Here is a 20,112-nt window from a genome sequence, read left to right on the forward strand (position 1 = left end):
ACGGGCGCTCAGAATGCGCGCTTCCGATAGGGGTGTTCGGACCAGCGGATCTCGGAGACGACGATGCCGTCCGCCTGCAGGTGGTCCACCAACGAGCCGGCCGCGGAGCCGAGCCGGTCGAACGCGTGCGGCTGGGCCACCCCCACGGGGCCCGAGGCGTAGAAGGTCACCTGCAGCACCCGTCGCCCCCGGCGGTTCTCGGTGTACTCCTGAGTGACGCTGAGCTGCCCGTCGGTGACCCCCACCATGGGATGGCCGTCCACGTCTTCCCGGAACGCGTCCATGAATCCGGTGAGCTCTTCGACGGCGTATTCCACGGCCTCGAGGTCGTCGGCGTCGATCTGCGCCTCGAGCACGGCCCATTCGTCGTCTCCGAGCGACCTCGGCCCCCACTCGGTCCTCTGTCGCCAACGCACGGTGAACCCCTCCTTCGCAGCACGGTGCTGCGGTAACAATGTCCCGATCTCGTGTCATGTTGTCCGGGTCGTGAGCGGCCTGGCCGCCGCTGACGGCCATCACAGGCTCCCGGCCGGTGGAGCTGAACACCGGCTGAACGTGTGGGTCCGACCCGTGGAGCCTGTCGATCTAGGATACTGACATGAGTTCCCACACCGCTCTGATCACCGGCTCCACCGCCGGGCTGGGTGCGGCCTTCGCCCGCCAGCTCGCCGCCCAGGGCTATGACCTCGTGCTCGTGGCCCGCGACGCCGACCGCCTGCGGGCCCAGGCCGAATCGATGGCCTCCCAGTATGGGGTGCGCGCCACCGTCCTGGTGGCCGACCTGGTCACCGACGACGGCGTCGGCGCCGTCCAGGAGCGCCTGGCGGACGCGCGGAACCCGGTGCACCTGCTGGTGAACAACGCCGGGCACGGCCTCCCCACAGATTTCCTCGAGTCCGACCTCGACGAGGAGCGGGACCTGCTGCGCCTGCACGTGCAGACCACGATGGAGCTCACCCACACCGCCGCACGGGCCATGGTCCGGCGTCGCGGGGGCCGCATCATCAACGTGGCCTCGGTGGCAGGCTTCACCCCCACCGGCACCTACTCGGCGGCCAAGGCGTGGGTCATCAACTTCAGCAAGGCCGTGCACCAGCAGATGCGCGGCCGCGGGATCACCGTCACCGCCCTGTGCCCGGGCCTGGTGCGCACCGAGTTCCACGAACGCTCCGGCATCAAGGTCAAGGGCGCGAAGCGGTGGATGTGGCTCGACGCCGACGACGTCGTCCGGGAGGCGCTGGCAGCCAACGCCCAGGGCGCGTCCACGTGCGTGCCCTCGCGCAGCTACCAGATGCTCACCGCCTCGTTGAAGTTCGTCCCGGACTCGATGGTCCGCTGGGCCATGGAGCGGCGGGTGGGCGCGCCCACCGAAGGTGAGGCGATCGCCCAACTGGAGCGCGGCCCGCGGCGCGACCACGACGCACCGCCGAGCCGACCACCGAAGCCATCCGGACCGTGGACGCCTACAAGGCCGCCAAGGCCCAGGACAGCCGCGGTCGCGGCGAGGAGAGCGCCGAAGCGTCCGACGGTGCCGTGGAGGTGGCCGACTCGGAGACTCCGACCTCCGAGGTGCCGAGGACTCCGCTGCCCGACGCCGGCGGGCGGAGCTCCAGCGGGCAGGGCTCCGACGGGCGGACGTCGGCGCCGTCGGGAAGCATGCAGCTCAACGGACGGAATCCGCTGAAGAAGTGACCTGGGCCGGCGCTGGTCCGGCGCTGGTCCGACGCTGGTCCGGCGCCGGGCCGGCGTCGTTGTCAGTGCAGGATGTCGATGACCAGGCGTGAGCCGTCTTCGATGGCGAACACGTCGTAGTCGCGCACCTGGTCCAGGGAGATGTAGTAGCTGGCGGCGCCTTCGAAGACGATCGTCGTTGCGGTGCCCTCCACGAGCGTGTCCAGGTGCGCCCAGTCGGTCTCCATCACCAGGTGGCCCTGGTCTTCTCCCGCGTTGCCGGGCCACACCCCGGTGACGTGGACCGCCAGGTAGGCGTCCCCGTCCATCTCGATGAGGTGCCCGCTGCCCGGCTGGGTGGGCTCGTCCACATACTCGGTCCGCCACCCCGGGAAGCCGGTGCCGGCGTGGTCGAAGACCACACGGTCGTAGCCGTCATGCGCGCCCAGTCGGACCTCACCGAGCAGCAGGTCCTCATCCTCCGGCGGCGGGACCAGGGCGTCAGGGAATCCGGCGCTCTCCCGCGGCTCGGTGTCGAAGCGGTCGTCGCTGAGCCCCTCCCGGTGCTCGCGGTACTCCGCCTCAGGGGCCTCTGCATCAGGGCTCTCGACTGCGTCAGGCGCCTCGACCTCCTCCGGCTCGGGCACGTCGTCAGCGGTGTCATCAGGATCGGGAGCGTCATCTGTCGGGGCTTCGTCCGGGTCCGTCTCCTCCTCCACCACGGAGTCGGGGTCCTCATCCGGAGTCTCGTCGCCGGGGCCGCAGGCTGCGAGGCTCAGTGCCACCAGGCCCGCTCCCAGCAGAGCGGCGGGGCGGTCGTGCCATGGCGTGCGGCGCGCGTCCGGTCCTCGGGGAACCATCGTGATCACTCAGCTCCAGGTCGGGGGCACAGGTCCGGCCACCGTACCGGGATGTCGCGACGCGCGGGAACCGCCCAGCGCCCGCCGTCATCGGCTTGATGCCATGTCGACACCACCACGTGACCTGGGGCGACACCCGAGGCCTCGCCGCAGCCGGACGGCCGTCCGCGGCGGCTCAGTCGCCGTCGTCGGGCCGGGCTCTGTGCTTCTCGCGCGGCTCCGTGCCGTCCTCCTCCAGGGCGCCGTCCTCCTGACGCTCCCGGCGCTCCCGGTACGCCTCCTCACCGGGGCCGGAGAATTCGCGGTTGCGTTCGACGGCGGTGATGGAGCCGGTGAACACGGAGGCACCCTCGCCGGCCTGCGTCAGCGGGGTCTCCTCCGTATGCTCCGACTCCGCGGCGTGCGAGGCATCCGCCCTTCCGGACGTCGCCCCGGTCGCCTCCCGGGTCGTCTCCTGTGCCGTCTCCTCAGCCTGGTGGCCGGCGGAGCCGTACCGGCGCAGGAGCTCCTGCTCCTCCGGGCTGAGCCGCCAGGCGCCGGCGTGATCCTCGGGGCGCCGCTCGGGGGCGCCGGGCACCACGGGCTGTTCGTGGGTGTCGCCGCGGCGGGCGCCGTCGTCGTCCCCCACCTGGTTGAACTGGCCCGTGCGCACATGGTGGGGCGCACCGTCGAGGGCCTCCTCGTGGGAGAGCAGCATGCGCTGGGTGGGCACCGAGTAGGGGTGCTCGGCGCGCAGGTAGTTGACCAGGTCCTCCCGCACCAGGCAGCGCAGATCCCACAGCTCGCCGGAGTTGCGTGCCGAGACCACCACGCGGGCCTTGACCATGCCGCCGGTGGCCTCGGTGACCTGCACCGAGTAGTCCTTGCCGTCCCACAGGTCGGTGGACTCCAGCAGGCGCTTCAGCCGGGCACGCAGCTGGTCCATCGGCACGCGCCAGTCGACGTCGAGCTCCACGGTGCCGAACAGCTCGGTGCCCACTCGGGTCCAGTTCTCGAACGGGGTGGCCACGAAGTAGCTGGAGGGGTAGATGACCCGGCGCTCGTCCCAGACCTTCAGCACCACCACCGACAGCGTGATGTCCTCAACGGTGGCGAAGGTGTCCTCCATGACGATGACGTCACCGACGCGGATCGAGTCGGTGAAGGCCAGCTGGATTCCGGCGAAGACGTTGCTCAGCGTGGACTGCATCGCCAGGCCGGCCACCACGGAGACCACACCTGCCGAGGCCAGCAGCCCGGCTCCGAGCGCCCGGACCTCCGGGATCATCAGCAGCACGGCGGTCACCGCGAGGGTGATGATCACCGCGGTGAGGATGCGGCGGATCAGTGAGACCTGCGTGCGCAGGCGGCGCCCCCGGCGGTCCTCCATCTCGCCGTCGCCGGCGTAACGGGCCAGGACCAGTGCCTCGACGATGCGCACCACACGCATGGCCCACCAGGCGATGCCTGCCACGATGAGGATGAACAGCACGAACGACACCGCCGGCTGCCAGGACTCCTCCGTGGCCGCTATCCGCACCGCCACCCGGGCGCCGAAGACCGTCAGCGTGAGGAACAGCGGCAGCCGGGTGCGGTTGATCGCCCGGGTGGCCTCCGGCGTACGACGGAAGATCTGCTTCATCACCACCGAGGAGGCCACGGTGATCGCCAGGGCCACCACCAGGGTGACCGCGACACCGATGAAGATCCCCAGGATGGGTCCGGCATCGGCCATCAGCGACTGGACCCCGTCCGGGACGTTGTCCTCGACGATGGTGTTCAGATCCTCGTCCGGTGCTGGCTCGAGCGTCTCTTCCGCAGTCACGGCACTCCTCGGGGCGTCGGATGGTGGGCGGTCGGCGACTGCCGGACCGCGATCATCCAGCATGGTGTCACCGACACCTGGAGTGCAACCGGACGTGAGCCGGTGTGACAGCCTGCACGCCGTCGTCGTCCGCCGTCATCGTCATGAGATTCTGCGTCCTGCGCCTCCCCGGGGGAGAATGGGCGGAGAATCCGACCGGTCCCAAGGAGGAACATGCTCACCCTCAAGGATCTCCGTGGCAGCGCCGCGGATGTCAGCACCGTGCTGCCCCGCGCCGAGCAGGACATCTCGGCCACGGTCGAGACCGTGGCGCCGATCCTTGAGAAGGTCCGGCACGGGGGCGTCGAGGCGCTGACCGAGCTCTCCGAACGCTTCGACGGCGTCCGCCCGCCGGCGCTGCGGGTGCCGCAGTGGAAGCTCGAGGAGTCGCTCGACCACCTGGACGGCACCGTCCGCGCCGCCTTGGAGACGCTGATCTCCCGAGCCCGCGAGGTGCACTCCGCCCAGCTGCCGGCCGCTTCCATGGTGTCCCCCGGACCGGATGCTCGCGTCACCAACCGGTGGGTGCCGATCGAGCGGGTGGGCCTCTATGTGCCGGGCGGCCAGGCGGTGTACCCGTCGTCGGTGGTGATGAACGTGGTGCCCGCCCAGGTGGCCGGCGTCCGCTCCCTGGCGATCGCCTCCCCGCCGCAGAAGGACTTCGGCGGCTACCCGCACCCGACCATCCTGGCCGCCGCCCACCTGCTGGGCGTCGAGGAGGTCTATGCCGTCGGCGGGGCCCAGGCGGTGGCAATGTTCGCCTACGGCGCGCGCGACGCCGCCGGGCACCTGGTGTGCCCGCCGGTGAAGCTGATCACCGGTCCGGGGAACATCTTCGTCGCCACCGCCAAGCGGGCGGTGCAGGGCGTGGTCGGCATCGACGCCGAGGCCGGTCCCACCGAGATCATGGTGCTCGCCGATGAGTCCGCCGACCCCTCTCTGGTGGCCGCGGACCTGATCTCCCAGGCGGAGCATGACGAGCTCGCCGCCGCGGTGCTGGTCACCGACTCGATGACGTTCGCCGAGCGGGTGATGACCGCCGTCGAGGAGCAGGCCGCCCGCACGCCGCACGCTGACCGGGTGAAGCAGTCGCTGGCCGGTTCCCAGTCGGCGGTGCTGGTGGTCGACTCCCTGGACGTGGCGGTGGACGTCGCCAACGCCTACGGAGCCGAGCACTTGGAGATCATGACCGGCGACGACGCCGCCCTGGCCGACCGGATCCACAACGCCGGTGCCGTGTTCCTGGGCGCCTACACTCCGGTGTCGCTGGGCGACTACTGCGCCGGATCCAACCACGTGCTGCCCACCGGCGGCGCCTCGGCCTACAGCTCGGGGCTCAATGTGACCAGCTTCCTGCGCTCCCAGCAGGTCATCCACTACGGCAGGGACGGACTGGACCAGGTGGCAGGCCACGTCACCGCGCTGGCCGCGGCTGAGGGTCTGCCCGCCCACGGCGAGGCCGTGGAGGTCCGCTTCCGCTGACACCTCCGCATCGAGTGGCCACGAATCCCGGCATCTCGGGCTCCTGACCGGCGTGTCATCGGGCAGATCCCGTGATTCGTGGCCACTAGATGGTCGGGGCGACGCACTAGCCTGGTGCTGTGGATCTTGAGCAGCCGCTGACCGGCGGCAATGTCAGCGACGGCGTCGTCCGGATCGGTGACACGGTCCGCAAACCGTGGCGCTCTGCGACGGCGAGCGTCCACGCCTTCTTGACCCATCTGGGGAACCATGGCGTCGACGTGCCCCGGGTGCTGGGCCGGGACAGCAGAGGCCGCCAGATCCTGGAGTTCATCCCTGGTCCCACGGTCGAGGCTCGTCGACTCACCTGTGACGAGCTGCACAGAGTGGGCGCGTTGGTGCGGCGCATCCACGACGTCGCCGCACAGCACCGTCCTGCCGAGGGTGCGCCCTGGGAGAACGTCATCCCAGCCCGGGAGCACGAGCTGATCTGTCACAACGACCTCGCCCCCTGGAACCTGGTCATCGGCGAGCGCTTCGTGTTCATCGACTGGGACGGCGCAGGACCGAGCAGTCGGCTCTGGGACCTGGCCTACTCCGCACAGGCCTTCACCGCGAACGACCCTGCGGAGGATCCGGAGGCGGCGGCTGCCCGACTCGCCGCGTTCGTCGACGGATACGGCGCGGACTGCACGCTGCGATCCGCCCTCCCCGAAGCCATGGGCGACCGCACGGCGGCCATGCACCGGCTGCTGTGCGAGTCCTACGCAAGTGGCCGCGAGCCGTGGGGAAGCATGTACCTCACGGGCCACGGCGCGCATTGGTCCGCGGTGACCTCCTACGTGCGTGCGCACGAGCGGATCTGGCGTGAGGCGCTGCGGCCTCGCCGGTGACGACATGCCCTCACTGCATCGAGTGGTCACGAATCCCGGCATCTCGGACCCCTGACCGGCGTGTCATCGGGCAGATCCCGTGATTCGTGGCCACTGGATGCAGGTCAATGAGATGTCAGGCCTTGGACTTCTGCTCGTCGGTCCCCTGCACTTCGGCGAGGATCTTCTCACGCCGGGTGCCTCGGGCCTTGCCCCAGATTCCCAGACTCACGAGGCCGACGATGATCAGGACCAGGACGAGAGAGAAGGGCCTGGTCACGAAGATCGTGAGGTCCCCGCCCGAGACCAGCAGGGCACGGCGGAAGTTCTCTTCGATGATCCCGCTGAGCACGAACGCCAGAACGAAGGCAGGGAGGGAGAAACCGAGGTTCCTCATGAAGTAGGCGATCACACCGACGGTGAGTGCGACCCACAGCTCGAAGCTCGAGGTGTTCGCCGCATAGACGCCGACGATCGAGATGAGCAGCACAGCGGGGATCAGCATCTCGCTGGGGAACTTCAGCACCCGCGAGAAGATGGGCGTCACCAGCTTCCCGGAGAAGAACATCGCCACCGAGGTGAGCAGGAAGCCGAAGAGGATTCCGTAGGTGAGGGTGGGTTCCTCAGCGAAGATGTTGGGGCCGGGCACGATGCCGTGCATGAGGAACGCCCCCATCACGATCGCGATGGCCGGAGACCCGGGGACCCCGAGAGTCAGGAGCGGCAGAAGTGAGCCGCCGACGGAGGAGTTGTTGGCTGACTCGGCACCGGCGATGCCCTCAGGACTCCCCTTGCCGAACCGGTCCGGGTTCCTGGAGAGCTTCTTCGCCAGGCTGTAGCCGAACCAGGATGCGGTCCCGGAGCCGGTGCCGGGGAAGATGCCGATCAGCGAGCCGATGACGCTTCCGCCCGTGGTCGCCTTGGCTGTGGTCCTCAGCTCCGCGAACGGGACCTTCGTCTTCACCGTCAGCGTATCGGGCGCCGGCTGGCTCCCCTTGTCCCTGATCATGGTGATGACCTCGGAGAAGGCGAACATCCCGAGGATGATCGCCACGAGCGTGAATCCGCTGTAGAGCTCCATCTGGCCCCCGGTGAACCGCGGATCCCCGGTGATGAGGTCCATTCCCACGGTGCCGACCATGAGCCCCAGGATGGCCGAGATGATGCTGCGTATCAGATCGTGGGAGCTGATCACTGCCACGGCGAGGATGCCCAACATGCCGAGCAGGAAGTACTCCGGATAGCTGAGCGTCATCGCGAAGGCCGCGATCGGCACTGCGAGGAACAGCAGCGCCAGACCACCGACGAGTCCGCCGATCGTGCTCGCCCACAGCGAGTATCCCAAGGCTTTGCCCGGCATTCCGCTCTGTGCCATCGGATGCCCGTCGAGGATCGTCGCCACATTCGACGGCGAACCGGGGATCCCCAGGATGATGCTGGAGATCGACCCGCCGTACTCGCTCGACTGATACACGGCCAGCAACAGGAGCACCGCAGGCAGCGGCGGCAGGAGGAACGAGATGGGCAGGAAGAGGACCAGCACCACCATCGCTCCGACACCCGGGATGGCACCGAAGAACATGCCGGCCAGAGAACCGACCAGGATGGCGACGATGTTGAGCGGATCAAAGAGGACCGAGACGTCGAATTCCGTCAAGCCCATGTGAACACGTCCTTTCGAGGCGGCGAGGCGGCCGTCATGTCAGGGAGATCCCGAACGTGGCATCGAAGATGAGGTAGACCAGTCCGGTGAGCAGGACGGCGACCAGCCCGAGCCTGGCGATCGCCGGCAGCAGCGGGGTTCCTCTCTTCAGGGTCAGCACCAGGGAGACCGCCAGGAAGAACAGGACGGTGAACAGGTAGAACAGCGGCTCGATCATGCTCCAGAGCAGGAGGTAGGCGGCCGTCAGCCCGATGACCAGGATCACCCGGCGGGTGTTCCTTGCCGGGAACGCCTCCCTGTTGGACGTCCTGAACAGCGTCTGGACCAGACTCACCGTGATGAACAGCAGCAGTGCGCACCCCAGGATCGTGGGGAAGAAGCCGGGGTTCAGGTAGTAGTCCGGCTCCCCGGCCTCCAGGAAGCTCGTTGCGCTGACGAGGTACCAGACTCCCGCGGCTGCGAGACCGAGCAGCACGATCAGCTCAACCGATCTGACCTTCATGGATCACCGTCCTTGGTCGAGGAGACGCAGGATGGGGGTCAGTCCTCATATGCCGAGTAGGTCTCGTAGGTGGCGTCGATCAGCTCCTGGAACTCCTCCGGTCCGGCATAGTCGATGGAGAGGTTCAGGTTCTGTGCGGCCTCCTCGTAGCCCGGCGTCTCCAGCGCCTCCTGGAAGACATTGTGCAGAGCTCGATGATCTCCGGATCGGTGCCCTCGGGCGCCGCCACTCCCCGCCAGGAGCTGTGCATGGTGTCCAGCCCCTCCTCGCTCGCCGTGGGGACGTCCGGGAGGCCTTCCAGCCGCTCGTCGTCGAACACCAGGATCGGCTTGAGACTGCCCTCGTCGATGGCGGACTGGGCCTCCGTGAGGCCTCCTGCGACGGCACCGTCGATGTGCCCGCCCTGGGCCTGCAGCAGGGCGTCGGCCATGCCGTCGTGCGGCACGGTGGTGGTCTCGATCCCTGCGGCGGTCGCAAGGTCGCGACTGGTGAAGGCTGTCGTGGTCTCGGCCCCGGAGACGCCGATGCTGACCCGTCCGGGGTTCTCTTCGGCGTGCTCGACGAAGGAGGCGAAGTCGTCGAAGGGAGCGTCAGCGTTGACGAGCAGCACGTGGGGCTCACTGTTGATCAGGATGACCGGCTCGAAGGACTCGTGGGTGTAGGGCACGTTGTTGAACATCGGATTGGTGATGATCGACGGCGTGACCAGCAGCAGGGTGTGCCCATCCGGGTCCGCCTGGGCCCCCTCAGCCTGACCCACGGAGCCCGAGCTGCCGTCGATGTTCTCGATGACGAAGTCGTAGTCCTCGGCCACAGTCTCTGTGTGTTCGGCCAGCATGCGGGCCAGCGAGTCGTTCGCCCCTCCGGCGGCGAAGGCTGTGATGAAGGTGATGGTCTCGTCGGGGAAGCTCTCGGCGTCCCCTCCGTCAGCCTGTCCGCCGCAGGCGGTCAGGGCCAGGGCCGGCAGGGCCAGCAGTCCGGTGATGAGTGTGGTGCGGCTGTGGGTCTTCTTCATGGTTCCTCCCAAGTGGTGGAATGACGTCGTCGTGGTCTAGGTGGTGCTTCGGATGGATTCGCGCCGCGCGGATTCCTCGGCCAGGACTGCTTCGGCGGCCTCTGCTGCGGCGGTGGCCTCCTCTGGGGGCAGGAAGAGGATGCCCTCGGCATCGGCGACCACGATGTCACCGGGGTTGCATACAGCATGACCCACAGCGACAGGACGCCCGAGCCGGGCGGGTCCTGATTTGTAGGGACCGGCAGCAGAGACGCCGGCCGCCCAAACAGGCAGGCCCACCTCGGCGATGCCGGCGGCATCACGGACTGGGGCGTCGAGGATCATTCCGGCCACCCCGGCCTTCTTCGCCCGCTCAGCGATCAGATCTCCGATCAGGGCACGTTCGCGGCCCCGCTCCCCGGAGACCACGAGGATCTGCCCGGGCTTCACCCGGGCCAGGGCCTGATGGATGGCGAAGTTGTCGCCGGCCTGGGTCTGGACCGTCAGCGCCGGGCCCGCGATCTGCGGGCAGTCCCACACCGGACGCAGGTCAGCGCCGACGAACCCCAGACGGTCGCTGCCGTCCCCGAGGGCCGCGGTGGGCGTACGCCGCAGGACCTCGAGAGCCGGTGAGACGTCCTCGGCCCGTCGGGCCAGCAGCAGGTGCCGTTCCCGTGCGCCCCAGGTCATCGGCCAGGTGCCCTCCAGGTCCTGGATGAGCTCAAGGCTGTCGGCCAGCTCCTGGCTGCGCCGACGAGCATGGATCCGAATGCCGCTGTCCAGACGGTCCACTGTGGACTCGCCGCCGACCAGCGCCTCGGCCATCTGCTGGCGCACCCACTGCTCGTCACCTGCGCCGGCCGCGGCCTCCAGGGACTCCTGGACCAGCGCGCTGAGCCCTTTCATGAAGATGCTGCGCAGCAGCTTCCGCCGGGAGGCATCTCCCACCTGGGCGCCGAGGATCTCGGTGCGCGTGCCGACCCTGCTGAGCTGCTGTTCGACCTCACCGCTGGAAGCTCCCGAGAGGAGGACCTGCACGGTGGCGCCGAAGGCACGCACCGAGCCGATGACTGCCCCGTCGACGACCTGCGCGGCACCTTCAAGGACCGTCTCGACGGACTTCTTCACCTCCGGCGAGGAGGCGTTGAGATCCAGGTACAGCACACCAGGAGACAGAGCGGCCCGACACTGCTCCGCCGCCGCGACGGCGAAGCGCGCGGTGGTCAGCGACAGCACCATCTCCGCCTCCGCCACGGCCTCGGCCGCTGTGTCAGCACGGACGACGCCGTCGGGAGTCCTGGCCGGACCAGGATCGAATCCCACGACGTGGTCTCCCGCCTGAGCGAAGGCCCGGGCGAAGACCTGACCCGCCTCACCGAGCCCGAGAACTGCTACAGTCATCAATGCCTCTCACTGAGTGATAGTTGCTCTCATCTTATGAGTGTGCTTACCATCACATGGCATCGAGTGTGTTGTCAACCACCCCTCCATCAGGAGGCACACTCGTGGAGAATGAAGGGGCGCATCGGTCAAGACGACAGGAGAGACATGAACGCGTCGGGCAACAAGGGACGCACGCTCGAGCGTGCGTTCGACGTGCTGCGAGCTCTGGAGAATGCGCGGTCACCGATCCGGCTCAGCGAGGTCTCCCGCGAGACGGGCCTGCACATCGCGACCGCTCAGCGGATCATGGCCACATTGGTGGGGAGCGGCTACGCCCAGACCTCGGAGAACGGCTACACGCTCGGCCCCGTGGCGCTGGCTCAGGCTCACGCCTTCGTGCTGCAGGACCCCCTGGTCAAGGCCGCACGCCCCGTCCTGACCGAGCTCTCGGACTCGACCGGCCTGACGGCATCGATCTTCGTGCGCTCCGGCTTCGACCGGATCCTGACGGCACGCGTGGAGGCGCCGGAGCCGATGCGCTACCAGTTCCCGATCGGCCGGCGCCTCCCCCTGGACGTCGGGGCCGGCAAGCCGCTGCTCGCGCACCTCACAGATGAGGAACTCCAGGAGTACCTCGAGGACTACCCCGGAGTGCGGCTCGCCTCAGGGGAGCACCAGACGTCCGAGAGCCTGCGCGCGGAGCTGAGCGAGATCCGGGAGTCCGGGTACCACCTGGGCGTTTCCGAACGCGTGCTCGGCACGGTGAGCGTCGCCGCTGTGGTGCGCAGTGCTCGCGGCGAGGCAGCAGGCGTCCTGAACATCGTCGCCCACGACGACACTGTCAGCGTGGACACGCTGCGCCGCAGGATCCCCGAGGTGCTGCGAGCGGCCGAGCTCATCGGACAGCAGATCTGACGTCAGTGGCCACGAATCCCGGCTTCTCCCTCATGACACGCGGTCGATGAGGGCGAGAAGCGGGATTCGTGGCCACTGGATGAAGGGAGGGTCAGGCCTCCTCGGCGCCTGCAAGCGCCTGAGCACAGACGACGGCGGCGGCCGCGGACCAGGCCTGCGGCCGGCACGCCGCGGGGTAGGGCACCGGCGCGCCGACGTCGGCCACCGGGTCGCCGCTCTGGAGCTCCGGCACCCGGTAGGCGAAGCCCTCAGCGGCGTCGAGCATCTGCTCGGCGATCCGCGCGGCAGGCCCGGTCAACCCGGCCCGGAGCATACCGTGGACGATGATCGCCGTGTCATGCATCCACACGCTGCCTCCGTGATAGGAGAGCGGCCAGTAGCCGGCCGCCTCGGTGGACATGGTGCGCACGCCGTACCCACTGGACATCGACTCCCCGAGCAGCAGCTCGGCGATCTGCGCTTCCTGCTCAGGATCCAGGATCCCGGTGCCGATGAGATGCCCGATGTTCGAGGTCAGGGTGTCCACAGGGCGCTTATGCCGGTCCAGGGCGATCGCCGGATACCGACCCTCCTCGGTCTCCACCCAGAAGTGCCGGTGGAAGCGCTCACGGAGCTCGGCCGCCCATCGGCGCAGGGACTCCAGCGAGAGGTCGACGTCGTCATCTCCTTCCCTGACATCGCTGCCGTTCGGGGCCTCCTCGCCGAGGACCTCCAGGATCTCCGCCCCGACCAACACCGCCTCGTAGGCGTACCCCTGGACCTCGCAGAGCGCGATCGGCCCCTCGGCGAGTCTGCCGTCGCGCCACTGGATGGAGTCCCCGGAGTCCTTCCATCCCTGATTGGCCAGACCATGTCCCGTCCGGTCGATGTAGTCGAGGAAGCCGTCGCCGTCGCCGTGCACCAGGATCCAGCGCAGGGCCGCACGCAGGGCCGGACGCAGTCCGCGGAGCTCCTCGAGGGTCAGGTGCTCCCGGGCTTCGGCCAGAAGACAGATCCACAGCGGGGTGGAGTCCACGCTGCCGTAGTACAGCGGGGGCAGCTCAATAGCCTCCCCGGGGATGCTCAACGTGCCGGAGCGTAGCTCATGGAGGATCTTCCCGGGCTCCCGAGCAGCCTCGGCGTCGTCGTCCGTGGACTGAAGACGCGCCAGCGTGCGCAGCGTGGGCGCCGCCGATCCCGGAACCACCGGAAGCGCGAGCCGAGAGGCCCATAGTGAGTCCCGCCCGAAGAGGGTGAAGAACCACGGGGCTCCTGCGGCGTAGAAGCCGTCCTGCGGGCTCTCCGGCAGCGCCAGGCGCAGCGCGTCCAGGTCAGCCACCGCACGATGCAGCCACCGGCCGGCGCGCGGGTCGGCAGGCAGCGGCTGCTCGGCCACGGCGGTGGGCAGGTCATCGGATGGAGCCCTGACCACCAGACCGGGGTCCTCCATGCTGATCCGCAGCGTGGACTCCCAGCGCCCCCGCGGCGCCAGCGTGACCGTCCAGGAGCAGTGGACGGACCCGTCGACGACGAACAGAGCAGCACCGTCGGCCTCCAGACGCAGACGGCGTGCACCGCTGGTGACGACGATCCCCCCGTCCTGCTGCTCGATGCTCAACGCCTCGTCGGCGGCGACACCGGCTTTGACGTCATGCATGCTGGCGAACTCGGGCACCAGCATGGCGCCCAAGCGCACCGTGACTTCCTCGGACACTGCAGAGCTCAGCCGCCAGGTCTCCGTCATCACCCCAGGGCTGACCTGCCGGTCACGACGGAGCCTCACCTTGGGGTCTGGAGTGGGATCATCCACCTCCCGCAGCAGCGCCTGGAAGGTCAGCTCATCCGGGCCTTCCACGGACCGTGAGATGGTCTCCACCTGGCTGTCCGGGCAGAGCAGACTCATCCGGCGCACATGCCGAACGTCCCCATGGAAGATGCCCTCGACGGCAGAGCCGCCGATGTCGCCGTCGGCCCCGGACCACACCTGGGTCGGAGCGCGGAAGGCGACGAGCGCATCGCTGAGCAACGGCTGCAGCGGGGCATTGGGTGTTTCAGTCATTCTTTGACGGCTCCTTCGGTGGAGTTCATGATGCGGCGCTGGAAGATGAAGAACATGACGGCCACCGGAATGGTCATGATCACCGCGGCGGCCAACTTGATGGGGTACTCGCTGCCTTGGCTCAGCTGTCCGCTGGCCAGGGACGCCACTCCCTTGGTGAGCGTGGTCAGCTCCGGAGACTGCGTGGCCACGATGAAATGGCTCAGTTCGTTCCAGGAGCCCTGGAACGACAGGATCACGATGGTGATCAGCGCCGGCCGCGCCATGGGCAGCACCACCGACCAGAAGGTACGGAAGATGCCGGCACCGTCGATCCGCGCCTGCTCTTCCACAGACCGGGGGATGGACTCGAAGAAGTTCTTCATGATGAAGACCCCGGCGGCGTCCACCAGCAGAGGCAGCACCATGCCCGCGTATGAGTCGTAGATGCCCAGTGAGTTGATCACCAGGAACTTCGGGATCAGCAGCACCACGGCAGGCACGGACATCACCGCCACCAGGGCCGCGAAGATGACGGCCCGGCCTCGGAATCGCAGCCTGGCCAGGGCATACCCGGCCAGGGAGCAGAAGAAGACCCGGCCCAGGGTGACCAGCAGGGTCACCACGGCGGAGTTCATGAACCACACCGGGAAGTCCGAGTGCAGGAACAGCCGCTCATAGGCCTGCCAGGTGAACGCCTGCGGCACCAGGGAGACCGGCTGTGCGGCGGCGTCCGGGTCGGTCTTGAACGAGGTCGCCAGCTGCACCAGAAAGGGATAGATGTAGACCAGAGCCAGGACACACAGGACCCCGTAGAGTCCGATCTGTCCCCAGGCAGGCCTCCCTCGGTGACGGAGCGCGACGGCGGTCATCCGCGTCCTCCCTTCGGCTGCGCGGACAGCGAGTCCTGGTCTGCGGGCAGCATCCGGCGTCGGCCGGAGATGGGCCGGTCCCGGAGGATCCAGCGCTGCAGCAGGGTCATCGCCACGATGATGAGGAAGAGGATGAACGCAATGGCCGCACCCTGCCCCCATTCCTGCGAGATGAAGGCCGATTGGTAGCTCAGGTAGGCCGGGGTGAGGGTGGTCTTGCCGGGGCCTCCCTGGGTTCCTGTGTAGATCTGGTCGAACACCTGCCAGCATCCGATGAGACCAAGGGTCAGCACCGTGAACAGCACGGGCTTCAGCTGAGGCAGCGTGACATGCCAGAACCGCTGCCAGATTCCGGCACCGTCCATGACGGCGGCTTCGTCCACGTCCTGGCCGAGGTTCTGCAGTCCGGCCAGGAACAGCAGCATGAAGGTGCCGCTGGTGGTGAAGATCGCCATCAGGATGAAGGCGCTCATCGCGAAGGACGGTCCGGCCAGCCACTCCCACCAGGAGACGCTGAGGAAGCTGTTCTCTGTGAGCACCTCGGGCCCGCGGTCGACCCCGATCCCACGCAGCGCCGCGTGCACTACGCCGGTCGGGTCATTGAACCAGTTGGGGCCCGCGACGCCGATCCAGGACAGGATGCGGTTCACTGCGCCCGAGGAGGAGAACAGAAACAGCCACAGCACGGTGATCGCCACCGAGCTGGTCACCGAAGGGAAGTAGAACGCGGTGCGGAAGAAGCCGCGGCCGCGGAGCACCGCGCGGTTGACCAGCACCGCCAGGAACAGCGAGAGCGCGGTCTGCAATGGGATGACCAGCACGGCATACCAGGCGTTGTTGCGCATGGCGAGCCCGAAGTCCCGCTCCGCCAGACCGCCTCCGGTGGTGACGGCCTCGTAGTTCTCGGCCCCGACCAGTCCCACGTCGGCCGAGAAGGGCGAGCCTCGGCCGGTCCAGTCGGAGAACGAGACCCAGAGCGCCATGACCACCGGAACCAGCAGGAACAGCCCCAGGATGATGATCACCGGCAGGGTGAACAGCCACCCCGCGGCCGCCTCTCCACGGCCGACTCCGGCCCGCGTGACAGTGCTCATCTGGTCCTCACTCGGTGATCGGCTCAAGGTTCGCCTGCACCGAGTCCAGCAGTGACTCGGCATCGGCGGAGTCGAGGTCTTCCAGCTGGGAGTTGAGGTCGGCGATCACGTCGGCCGCGCCGGCCTGGTGCGGTGGGAACTGGGCGTACTCGGCACCGTCGAGGAACGCGGTCAGCTCGGGATTCTCCTCCGACCACTGAGCCGCGGCCGACTCCACCGAGGGCATCGGGCCGAAGCGCTCGGAGAACTCGAGCTGCTGCTCGGTGCTGGTCAGATGCTCCACCAGGTCAAGGGCGGCCTCCTGGTTGGGGCTGTCAGCGGCCATGCCCCAGCAGTTGGTGAACTGCAGGGTCCCCGGCCCCGCGGGACCGCCAGGAAGCTCCGCCACGGTGTAGTCGAGGTCCGGGAAGTCATTGGCCAGCGCCCCGGTGATCCAGTTCCCCTCGATCACCATCGCAGCGTCCTCCGTGCCGAAGGCCTCGCCGCCCCACCCGGCACCGATGTCCGATGAGAAGGCGAAGGAGCCCGCATCGAGCTGTTCCTGGACGTACTCCAGCGCTTCGACGTTCTCAGCACTGTCGGCGACGGCAGCGCCGTCTTCGACCAGGGCGCCGCCGGCCTGGGCCATGAAGACCCCCAGCCGCTGGTACTCGGGGCTGAAGGTCAGGCCGACCTGGTCCTCGGTGGTGAGCTGCTCGGCGACGCCGGCGAGCTCCTCCCAGGTCGCCGGGACGTCGTCGTCGGTCAGGCCGGCGTCGGACCACAGGGTGTCGTTGATGATCAGCGCCAGGGTGGAGAAGTCCTTGGGCGCGCAATGGAACTGATCCTCCACGGTGAAATTCTCGACCAGGCTCGGGTAGAAGTCGTCCCGATTCTCCAGGTGGTCGCCGTAGGGCTGCAGGCTGCCGTTGGCGGCATAACCGGCGATCGCATCGGTGGAGAGGTAGAACAGGTCCGCCGGATCCCCCGAGGCGAATCCCTGGGACAGCTGCTGGGTGAGGTCGTTGGCGATCTGCACGGACGCCTCCAGTCCGGACTCCTCGGACCACGCGGCGACGGCGTCCTCGACGGCGGCGGTCTCGGAGTCCCCGGAGGATCCGATCAGCACGGTCAGAGGGTCTGCCCCGGACGTGAAGTCGCCGGCGTCGTCCCCAGCAGCGGGACCGTCGTCGAATCCACTGCCGCAGGCGGTGAGCGCGAGGGCCGTGGCGCCGAGGATGACGCCGCCGCGCAGGGCGCAGCGGGTGCGACGGGCCGTAGGGAAGCGGGGTGCAGTCTGAGGCTGCCTCATGGGGATCGTCTCCTTCAGGCGCATGCGGTACGGTGACCATGCGCCATTTTTGAACGTTCAAAGGCTGGCGTGACGTAGATTACTCAGCACGTCTGGCGGAAGTCAAGACGTCTTCCGCATGCTGTGTAGGATGACGCGCATCACCGGCATGCCACCCCGAACGCACGGGCAGCGATCAAAGGAGGACCCATGGCGCGCACCCCCACGGTGGAGGACGTCGCCCGCGCCGCGGGCGTATCCCGGCAGACGGTGTCGAACGTCCTGAACAACCCCGGGATCGTCCGGCGGAGCACCCAGGAGAAGGTCCTCAACGCCGTCAAGGAGCTGGGCTACCGTCCGCACACCGCTGCCCGACAACTGCGCACCCGCCGCTCCTCCGCCATCGGCGTGCATCTCGACCCCTACCGCGGTGGGATCTCCGGGGTCATGCTGGACCGTTTCGTCCATGCGCTCACCGAACGTGCCACCGCCCGGGCCATGCGAGTGCTGGTCTACACCGCCCGGGACGTAGACGAGGAGATCCGCCGGATCGAGGACCTCGTCGACGGAGGAGAGATCGACGCCGTCGTCCTCTCCGGAACGCGGCATCAGGACCCCCGCACCACCTGGCTGCATGCCCATGGCATCCCCTTCGCGAGCTTCGGCCGCCCCTGGGGTGCGACCCGCGACGCCGCCGGCATGGACGCCCATCCGTGGGTGGATGTGGACTCCGCGGTCGGTACCGAGCTGGCCACCCGTCACGCCCTGGAGAACGGCGCTCGACGTATCACGTTCCTCGGATGGCCCGCCGGTTCCGGCACCGGCGACGATCGGGAACGGGGCTGGCTGCGCGCACTGGAAGAAGCCGGCGGCGTGGCCCCTGGAGAGCGGCTCGCCGTGGACGACGACGTCACCGCTGCCCGCCTGGCGGTGGCGGCAGTCCTGGCCGGGGACGGCACCGACGCCGTCGTCTGCGCCTCCGACGTGCTGGCTATCGGCGCGCACCTTGCCGGGCTGGATGCGGGACGGCCAGAGCTTCTCATCTATGGCTTCGACAACACACCGACGGCCGACGCGCTGGGGATCAGCAGCGTGGAGCAGCAGCCCGAGCGTGTGGCCTCCGCCGTCCTGGATCAGCTCATGGGCCCGGACGGCACCTCAGTGCGCCCGCAGACCGAGCTCTCCGAAGGGCGACACGTCCTGGTCGTTCCGGAGCTGGTGGTGCGCTCACCCTGACACGACGACGGCGCCGGCACGGCTCTTCCCGCGAACTGAAGAGCTGTGCCGGCGCCGTACGCCGTCATGCAGGACTGTGGTCAGCGACGCACAGGATTCCCTGCTCCGGCTGCGGCACGCGAAGTGCCGCAGCCGGAGCAGGGGATGCCGCGGAGGGCAGACGATGTCGCTGAGAACTCAGCGGTCCCAGCGTACACCGTCAGCACTCTCAGGCGTGAGAGAGGTAGCCGGTGTTCACCCAGCCGGTGAGCGCCTCACCGTCGTCGGTGAACCGCACGTGGATCCAGTCCCCGTCGGTGCCGAGCTGTTCGACGTCGGCGCCGCGCGGGATCTGAGCCAGTTTCTCGCTGGAAGAGTCGGCCTCCTCGCGCAGTGGGACGCTGAAGCTGGCGTTCCAGATGTTCGCGGAGCTGGAGGCGGTGCGGGCGTTGCTGCCCATCTCGTAGTTCTCGACGCCGCCCGGGTCGCCGGAGAGCCCCAGTTTGGCCTTGCAGCCGGGCCAGGCGTCCCAGCCCTGGATCTTCCAGAGCTCGTAGCCGCGGGCGATCTGCTCATACTTGGAGGCCTGGTGCGGGGACCCGGTGCCGCCCACCCATTCCCAGGACTGCTGGGAGAACTGGATGCCGCCCAGGTAGCCGTTGCCGGTGTTGATGCTCCAGTCACCGGAGGATTCGCACATCGCCAAGCGGTCCCAGACCGAGTTGTACGAGGGCGACCCCGAAGGCTGCGGCTCGGGCTCAGGCTCGGGCTCAGGCTCAGGCTCAGGCTCAGGCTCCGGCTCCGGCGTCAGCTCGTCGACGCGAGCCTGCAGGGCGGCGTGGTCGAGCACACCGGATGAGTCGGTGAAGGAGTCGTCCCCGATCAACGTCTGGAAGAGACTCTGCAGGTCCTCCCCCTCAAGTTCCGCCAGCTGCTCGACGAGGCCGCGAGTTCCGGGCTGGTAGTCGTCCAGGGTGTGGCCGGCCACCACAGACTCAGGCTCGTCTTCGGGCTCAGGCTCAGGCTCCGGCTCCGGCTCCGGCTCAGGCTCCGGCTCCGGCTCCGACTCCGGGGTCAGCTCATCCACACGCTGCTGAATCGCGTCATGGTCCAGCAGACCATCCTCATCCAGGAACGCATCATCGGCCATCAGCTCATCGAAGAGCTGCTGTGCCTCAGTGTCCTCCAGCTGTGCGAGCTGCTCCACCAGATCACGAGTCCCCGGCCGATACTGATCCAAGCTGTGCGCCGACCCGGCCGCCTCGACCTCATCATCAACCTCGTCGTCGTCAGCCTCAGCCTCGTCAGCCTCGTCGGCCTCGTCGGCCTCGTCGTCAGCGTCGGCCTCATCCTCGGCCTCAGGTTCCGGCTCCGGCTCCGGCTCCGGCTCCGGGGTCAGCTCATCCACACGCTGCTGGATCGCGTCATGGTCCAGCAGACCATCCTCATCCAGGAACGCATCATCAGCCATCAGCTCATC

The 20,112-nt window shown here is 68.4% G+C and carries 17 protein-coding genes; 5 read left to right on the forward strand and 12 right to left on the reverse strand.

All coding sequences use genetic code 11. The features are described from left to right. Positions 1–8 precede the first annotated feature (8 nt). Entirely contained in the window at positions 9–416 is a 408-nt protein-coding gene (locus tag BCY76_RS05970) for a hypothetical protein (RefSeq protein ID WP_070159200.1), read from the reverse strand. Positions 417–598: 182 nt separating this feature from the next. Here BCY76_RS05970 and BCY76_RS05975 point away from each other — a divergent pair, with 182 nt between their 5' ends. After that, positions 599–1,684: an SDR family NAD(P)-dependent oxidoreductase gene (locus BCY76_RS05975; RefSeq protein ID WP_201791085.1), complete on the forward strand. Its 1,086-nt coding sequence runs from the start codon at positions 599–601 to the stop codon at positions 1,682–1,684. Positions 1,685–1,754: 70 nt separating this feature from the next. Here BCY76_RS05975 and BCY76_RS05980 read toward each other — a convergent pair whose 3' ends face one another. Together BCY76_RS05980 and BCY76_RS17465 are read right to left on the reverse strand one after the other, a co-directional pair. Next, the gene (locus BCY76_RS05980; RefSeq protein WP_139827645.1) at positions 1,755–2,531 is read right to left on the reverse strand and encodes an AMIN-like domain-containing (lipo)protein; all 777 of its coding nucleotides are present in this window, start codon (positions 2,529–2,531) and stop codon (positions 1,755–1,757) included. 175 nt (positions 2,532–2,706) lie between these two features. Then, positions 2,707–4,335 (reverse strand): mechanosensitive ion channel family protein, encoded by a 1,629-nt coding sequence (locus BCY76_RS17465; RefSeq protein WP_070159203.1) that lies wholly within the window; start codon positions 4,333–4,335, stop codon positions 2,707–2,709. A gap of 213 nt (positions 4,336–4,548) precedes the next feature. Between BCY76_RS17465 and hisD the strand changes: the two genes are divergently transcribed. Next, a complete protein-coding gene (gene hisD / locus BCY76_RS05990; protein WP_070159204.1) occupies positions 4,549–5,856 on the forward strand; it encodes a histidinol dehydrogenase in 1,308 nt (435 codons plus the stop codon). Between the two features lie 119 nt (positions 5,857–5,975). Continuing rightward, positions 5,976–6,728: a phosphotransferase gene (locus BCY76_RS05995; RefSeq protein ID WP_070159205.1), complete on the forward strand. Its 753-nt coding sequence runs from the start codon at positions 5,976–5,978 to the stop codon at positions 6,726–6,728. A 115-nt stretch (positions 6,729–6,843) separates the two neighbouring features. Here the strand turns inward: BCY76_RS05995 and BCY76_RS06000 are convergent, their stop codons facing one another. From BCY76_RS06000 to BCY76_RS06015, 4 genes are all read right to left on the reverse strand, one after another. Further along, positions 6,844–8,370, reverse strand: a complete 1,527-nt coding sequence (locus tag BCY76_RS06000) for a tripartite tricarboxylate transporter permease (RefSeq protein ID WP_070159206.1) — start codon at positions 8,368–8,370, stop codon at positions 6,844–6,846. A gap of 34 nt (positions 8,371–8,404) precedes the next feature. After that, on the reverse strand, positions 8,405–8,872 hold the full coding sequence (locus BCY76_RS06005) for a tripartite tricarboxylate transporter TctB family protein (RefSeq protein WP_070159207.1): 468 nt from the start codon (positions 8,870–8,872) through the stop codon (positions 8,405–8,407). Positions 8,873–8,996: 124 nt separating this feature from the next. Next, the gene (locus BCY76_RS06010) at positions 8,997–9,887 is read right to left on the reverse strand and encodes a tripartite tricarboxylate transporter substrate binding protein (RefSeq protein ID WP_085437346.1); all 891 of its coding nucleotides are present in this window, start codon (positions 9,885–9,887) and stop codon (positions 8,997–8,999) included. A gap of 36 nt (positions 9,888–9,923) precedes the next feature. After that, complete coding sequence (locus tag BCY76_RS06015) at positions 9,924–11,267, reverse strand: NAD(P)-binding domain-containing protein (protein ID WP_070159210.1); 1,344 nt, start codon at positions 11,265–11,267, stop codon at positions 9,924–9,926. A gap of 147 nt (positions 11,268–11,414) precedes the next feature. Between BCY76_RS06015 and BCY76_RS06020 the strand changes: the two genes are divergently transcribed. Next, positions 11,415–12,164 carry an IclR family transcriptional regulator gene (locus BCY76_RS06020; RefSeq protein ID WP_070159211.1) on the forward strand — a complete coding sequence of 250 codons (750 nt, stop codon included), beginning with the start codon at positions 11,415–11,417 and terminating at the stop codon, positions 12,162–12,164. 91 nt (positions 12,165–12,255) lie between these two features. Here the strand turns inward: BCY76_RS06020 and BCY76_RS06025 are convergent, their stop codons facing one another. Genes BCY76_RS06025 through BCY76_RS06040 form a run of 4 tightly spaced genes read right to left on the reverse strand, consistent with a single transcriptional unit; the run spans position 12,256 to position 17,438 of the window. Further along, positions 12,256–14,202, reverse strand: coding sequence for a glycogen debranching N-terminal domain-containing protein (locus BCY76_RS06025; RefSeq protein ID WP_085437348.1), 1,947 nt, complete (start codon positions 14,200–14,202; stop codon positions 12,256–12,258). Then, complete coding sequence (locus BCY76_RS06030) at positions 14,199–15,053, reverse strand: carbohydrate ABC transporter permease (RefSeq protein WP_070158754.1); 855 nt, start codon at positions 15,051–15,053, stop codon at positions 14,199–14,201. The genes BCY76_RS06025 and BCY76_RS06030 overlap by 4 nt, the downstream gene beginning before the upstream one ends. Next, positions 15,050–16,147, reverse strand: a complete 1,098-nt coding sequence (locus tag BCY76_RS06035) for a carbohydrate ABC transporter permease (RefSeq protein WP_070158755.1) — start codon at positions 16,145–16,147, stop codon at positions 15,050–15,052. Before BCY76_RS06035 ends, BCY76_RS06030 begins: the two co-directional genes overlap by 4 nt. A gap of 7 nt (positions 16,148–16,154) precedes the next feature. Further along, positions 16,155–17,438, reverse strand: coding sequence for a sugar ABC transporter substrate-binding protein (locus BCY76_RS06040; protein ID WP_070158756.1), 1,284 nt, complete (start codon positions 17,436–17,438; stop codon positions 16,155–16,157). 189 nt (positions 17,439–17,627) lie between these two features. Between BCY76_RS06040 and BCY76_RS06045 the strand changes: the two genes are divergently transcribed. Further along, positions 17,628–18,653, forward strand: a complete 1,026-nt coding sequence (locus BCY76_RS06045) for a LacI family DNA-binding transcriptional regulator (protein ID WP_070158757.1) — start codon at positions 17,628–17,630, stop codon at positions 18,651–18,653. A 208-nt stretch (positions 18,654–18,861) separates the two neighbouring features. Here the strand turns inward: BCY76_RS06045 and BCY76_RS19850 are convergent. Continuing rightward, a partial coding sequence (locus BCY76_RS19850) for a transglycosylase family protein (protein ID WP_272896819.1) occupies positions 18,862–20,112 on the reverse strand: 1,251 nt, incomplete at its 5' end.

It is taken from the genome of Nesterenkonia sp. PF2B19, assembly GCF_001758425.2.
Taxonomy (GTDB): Bacteria; Actinomycetota; Actinomycetes; order Actinomycetales; family Micrococcaceae; genus Nesterenkonia; species Nesterenkonia aethiopica.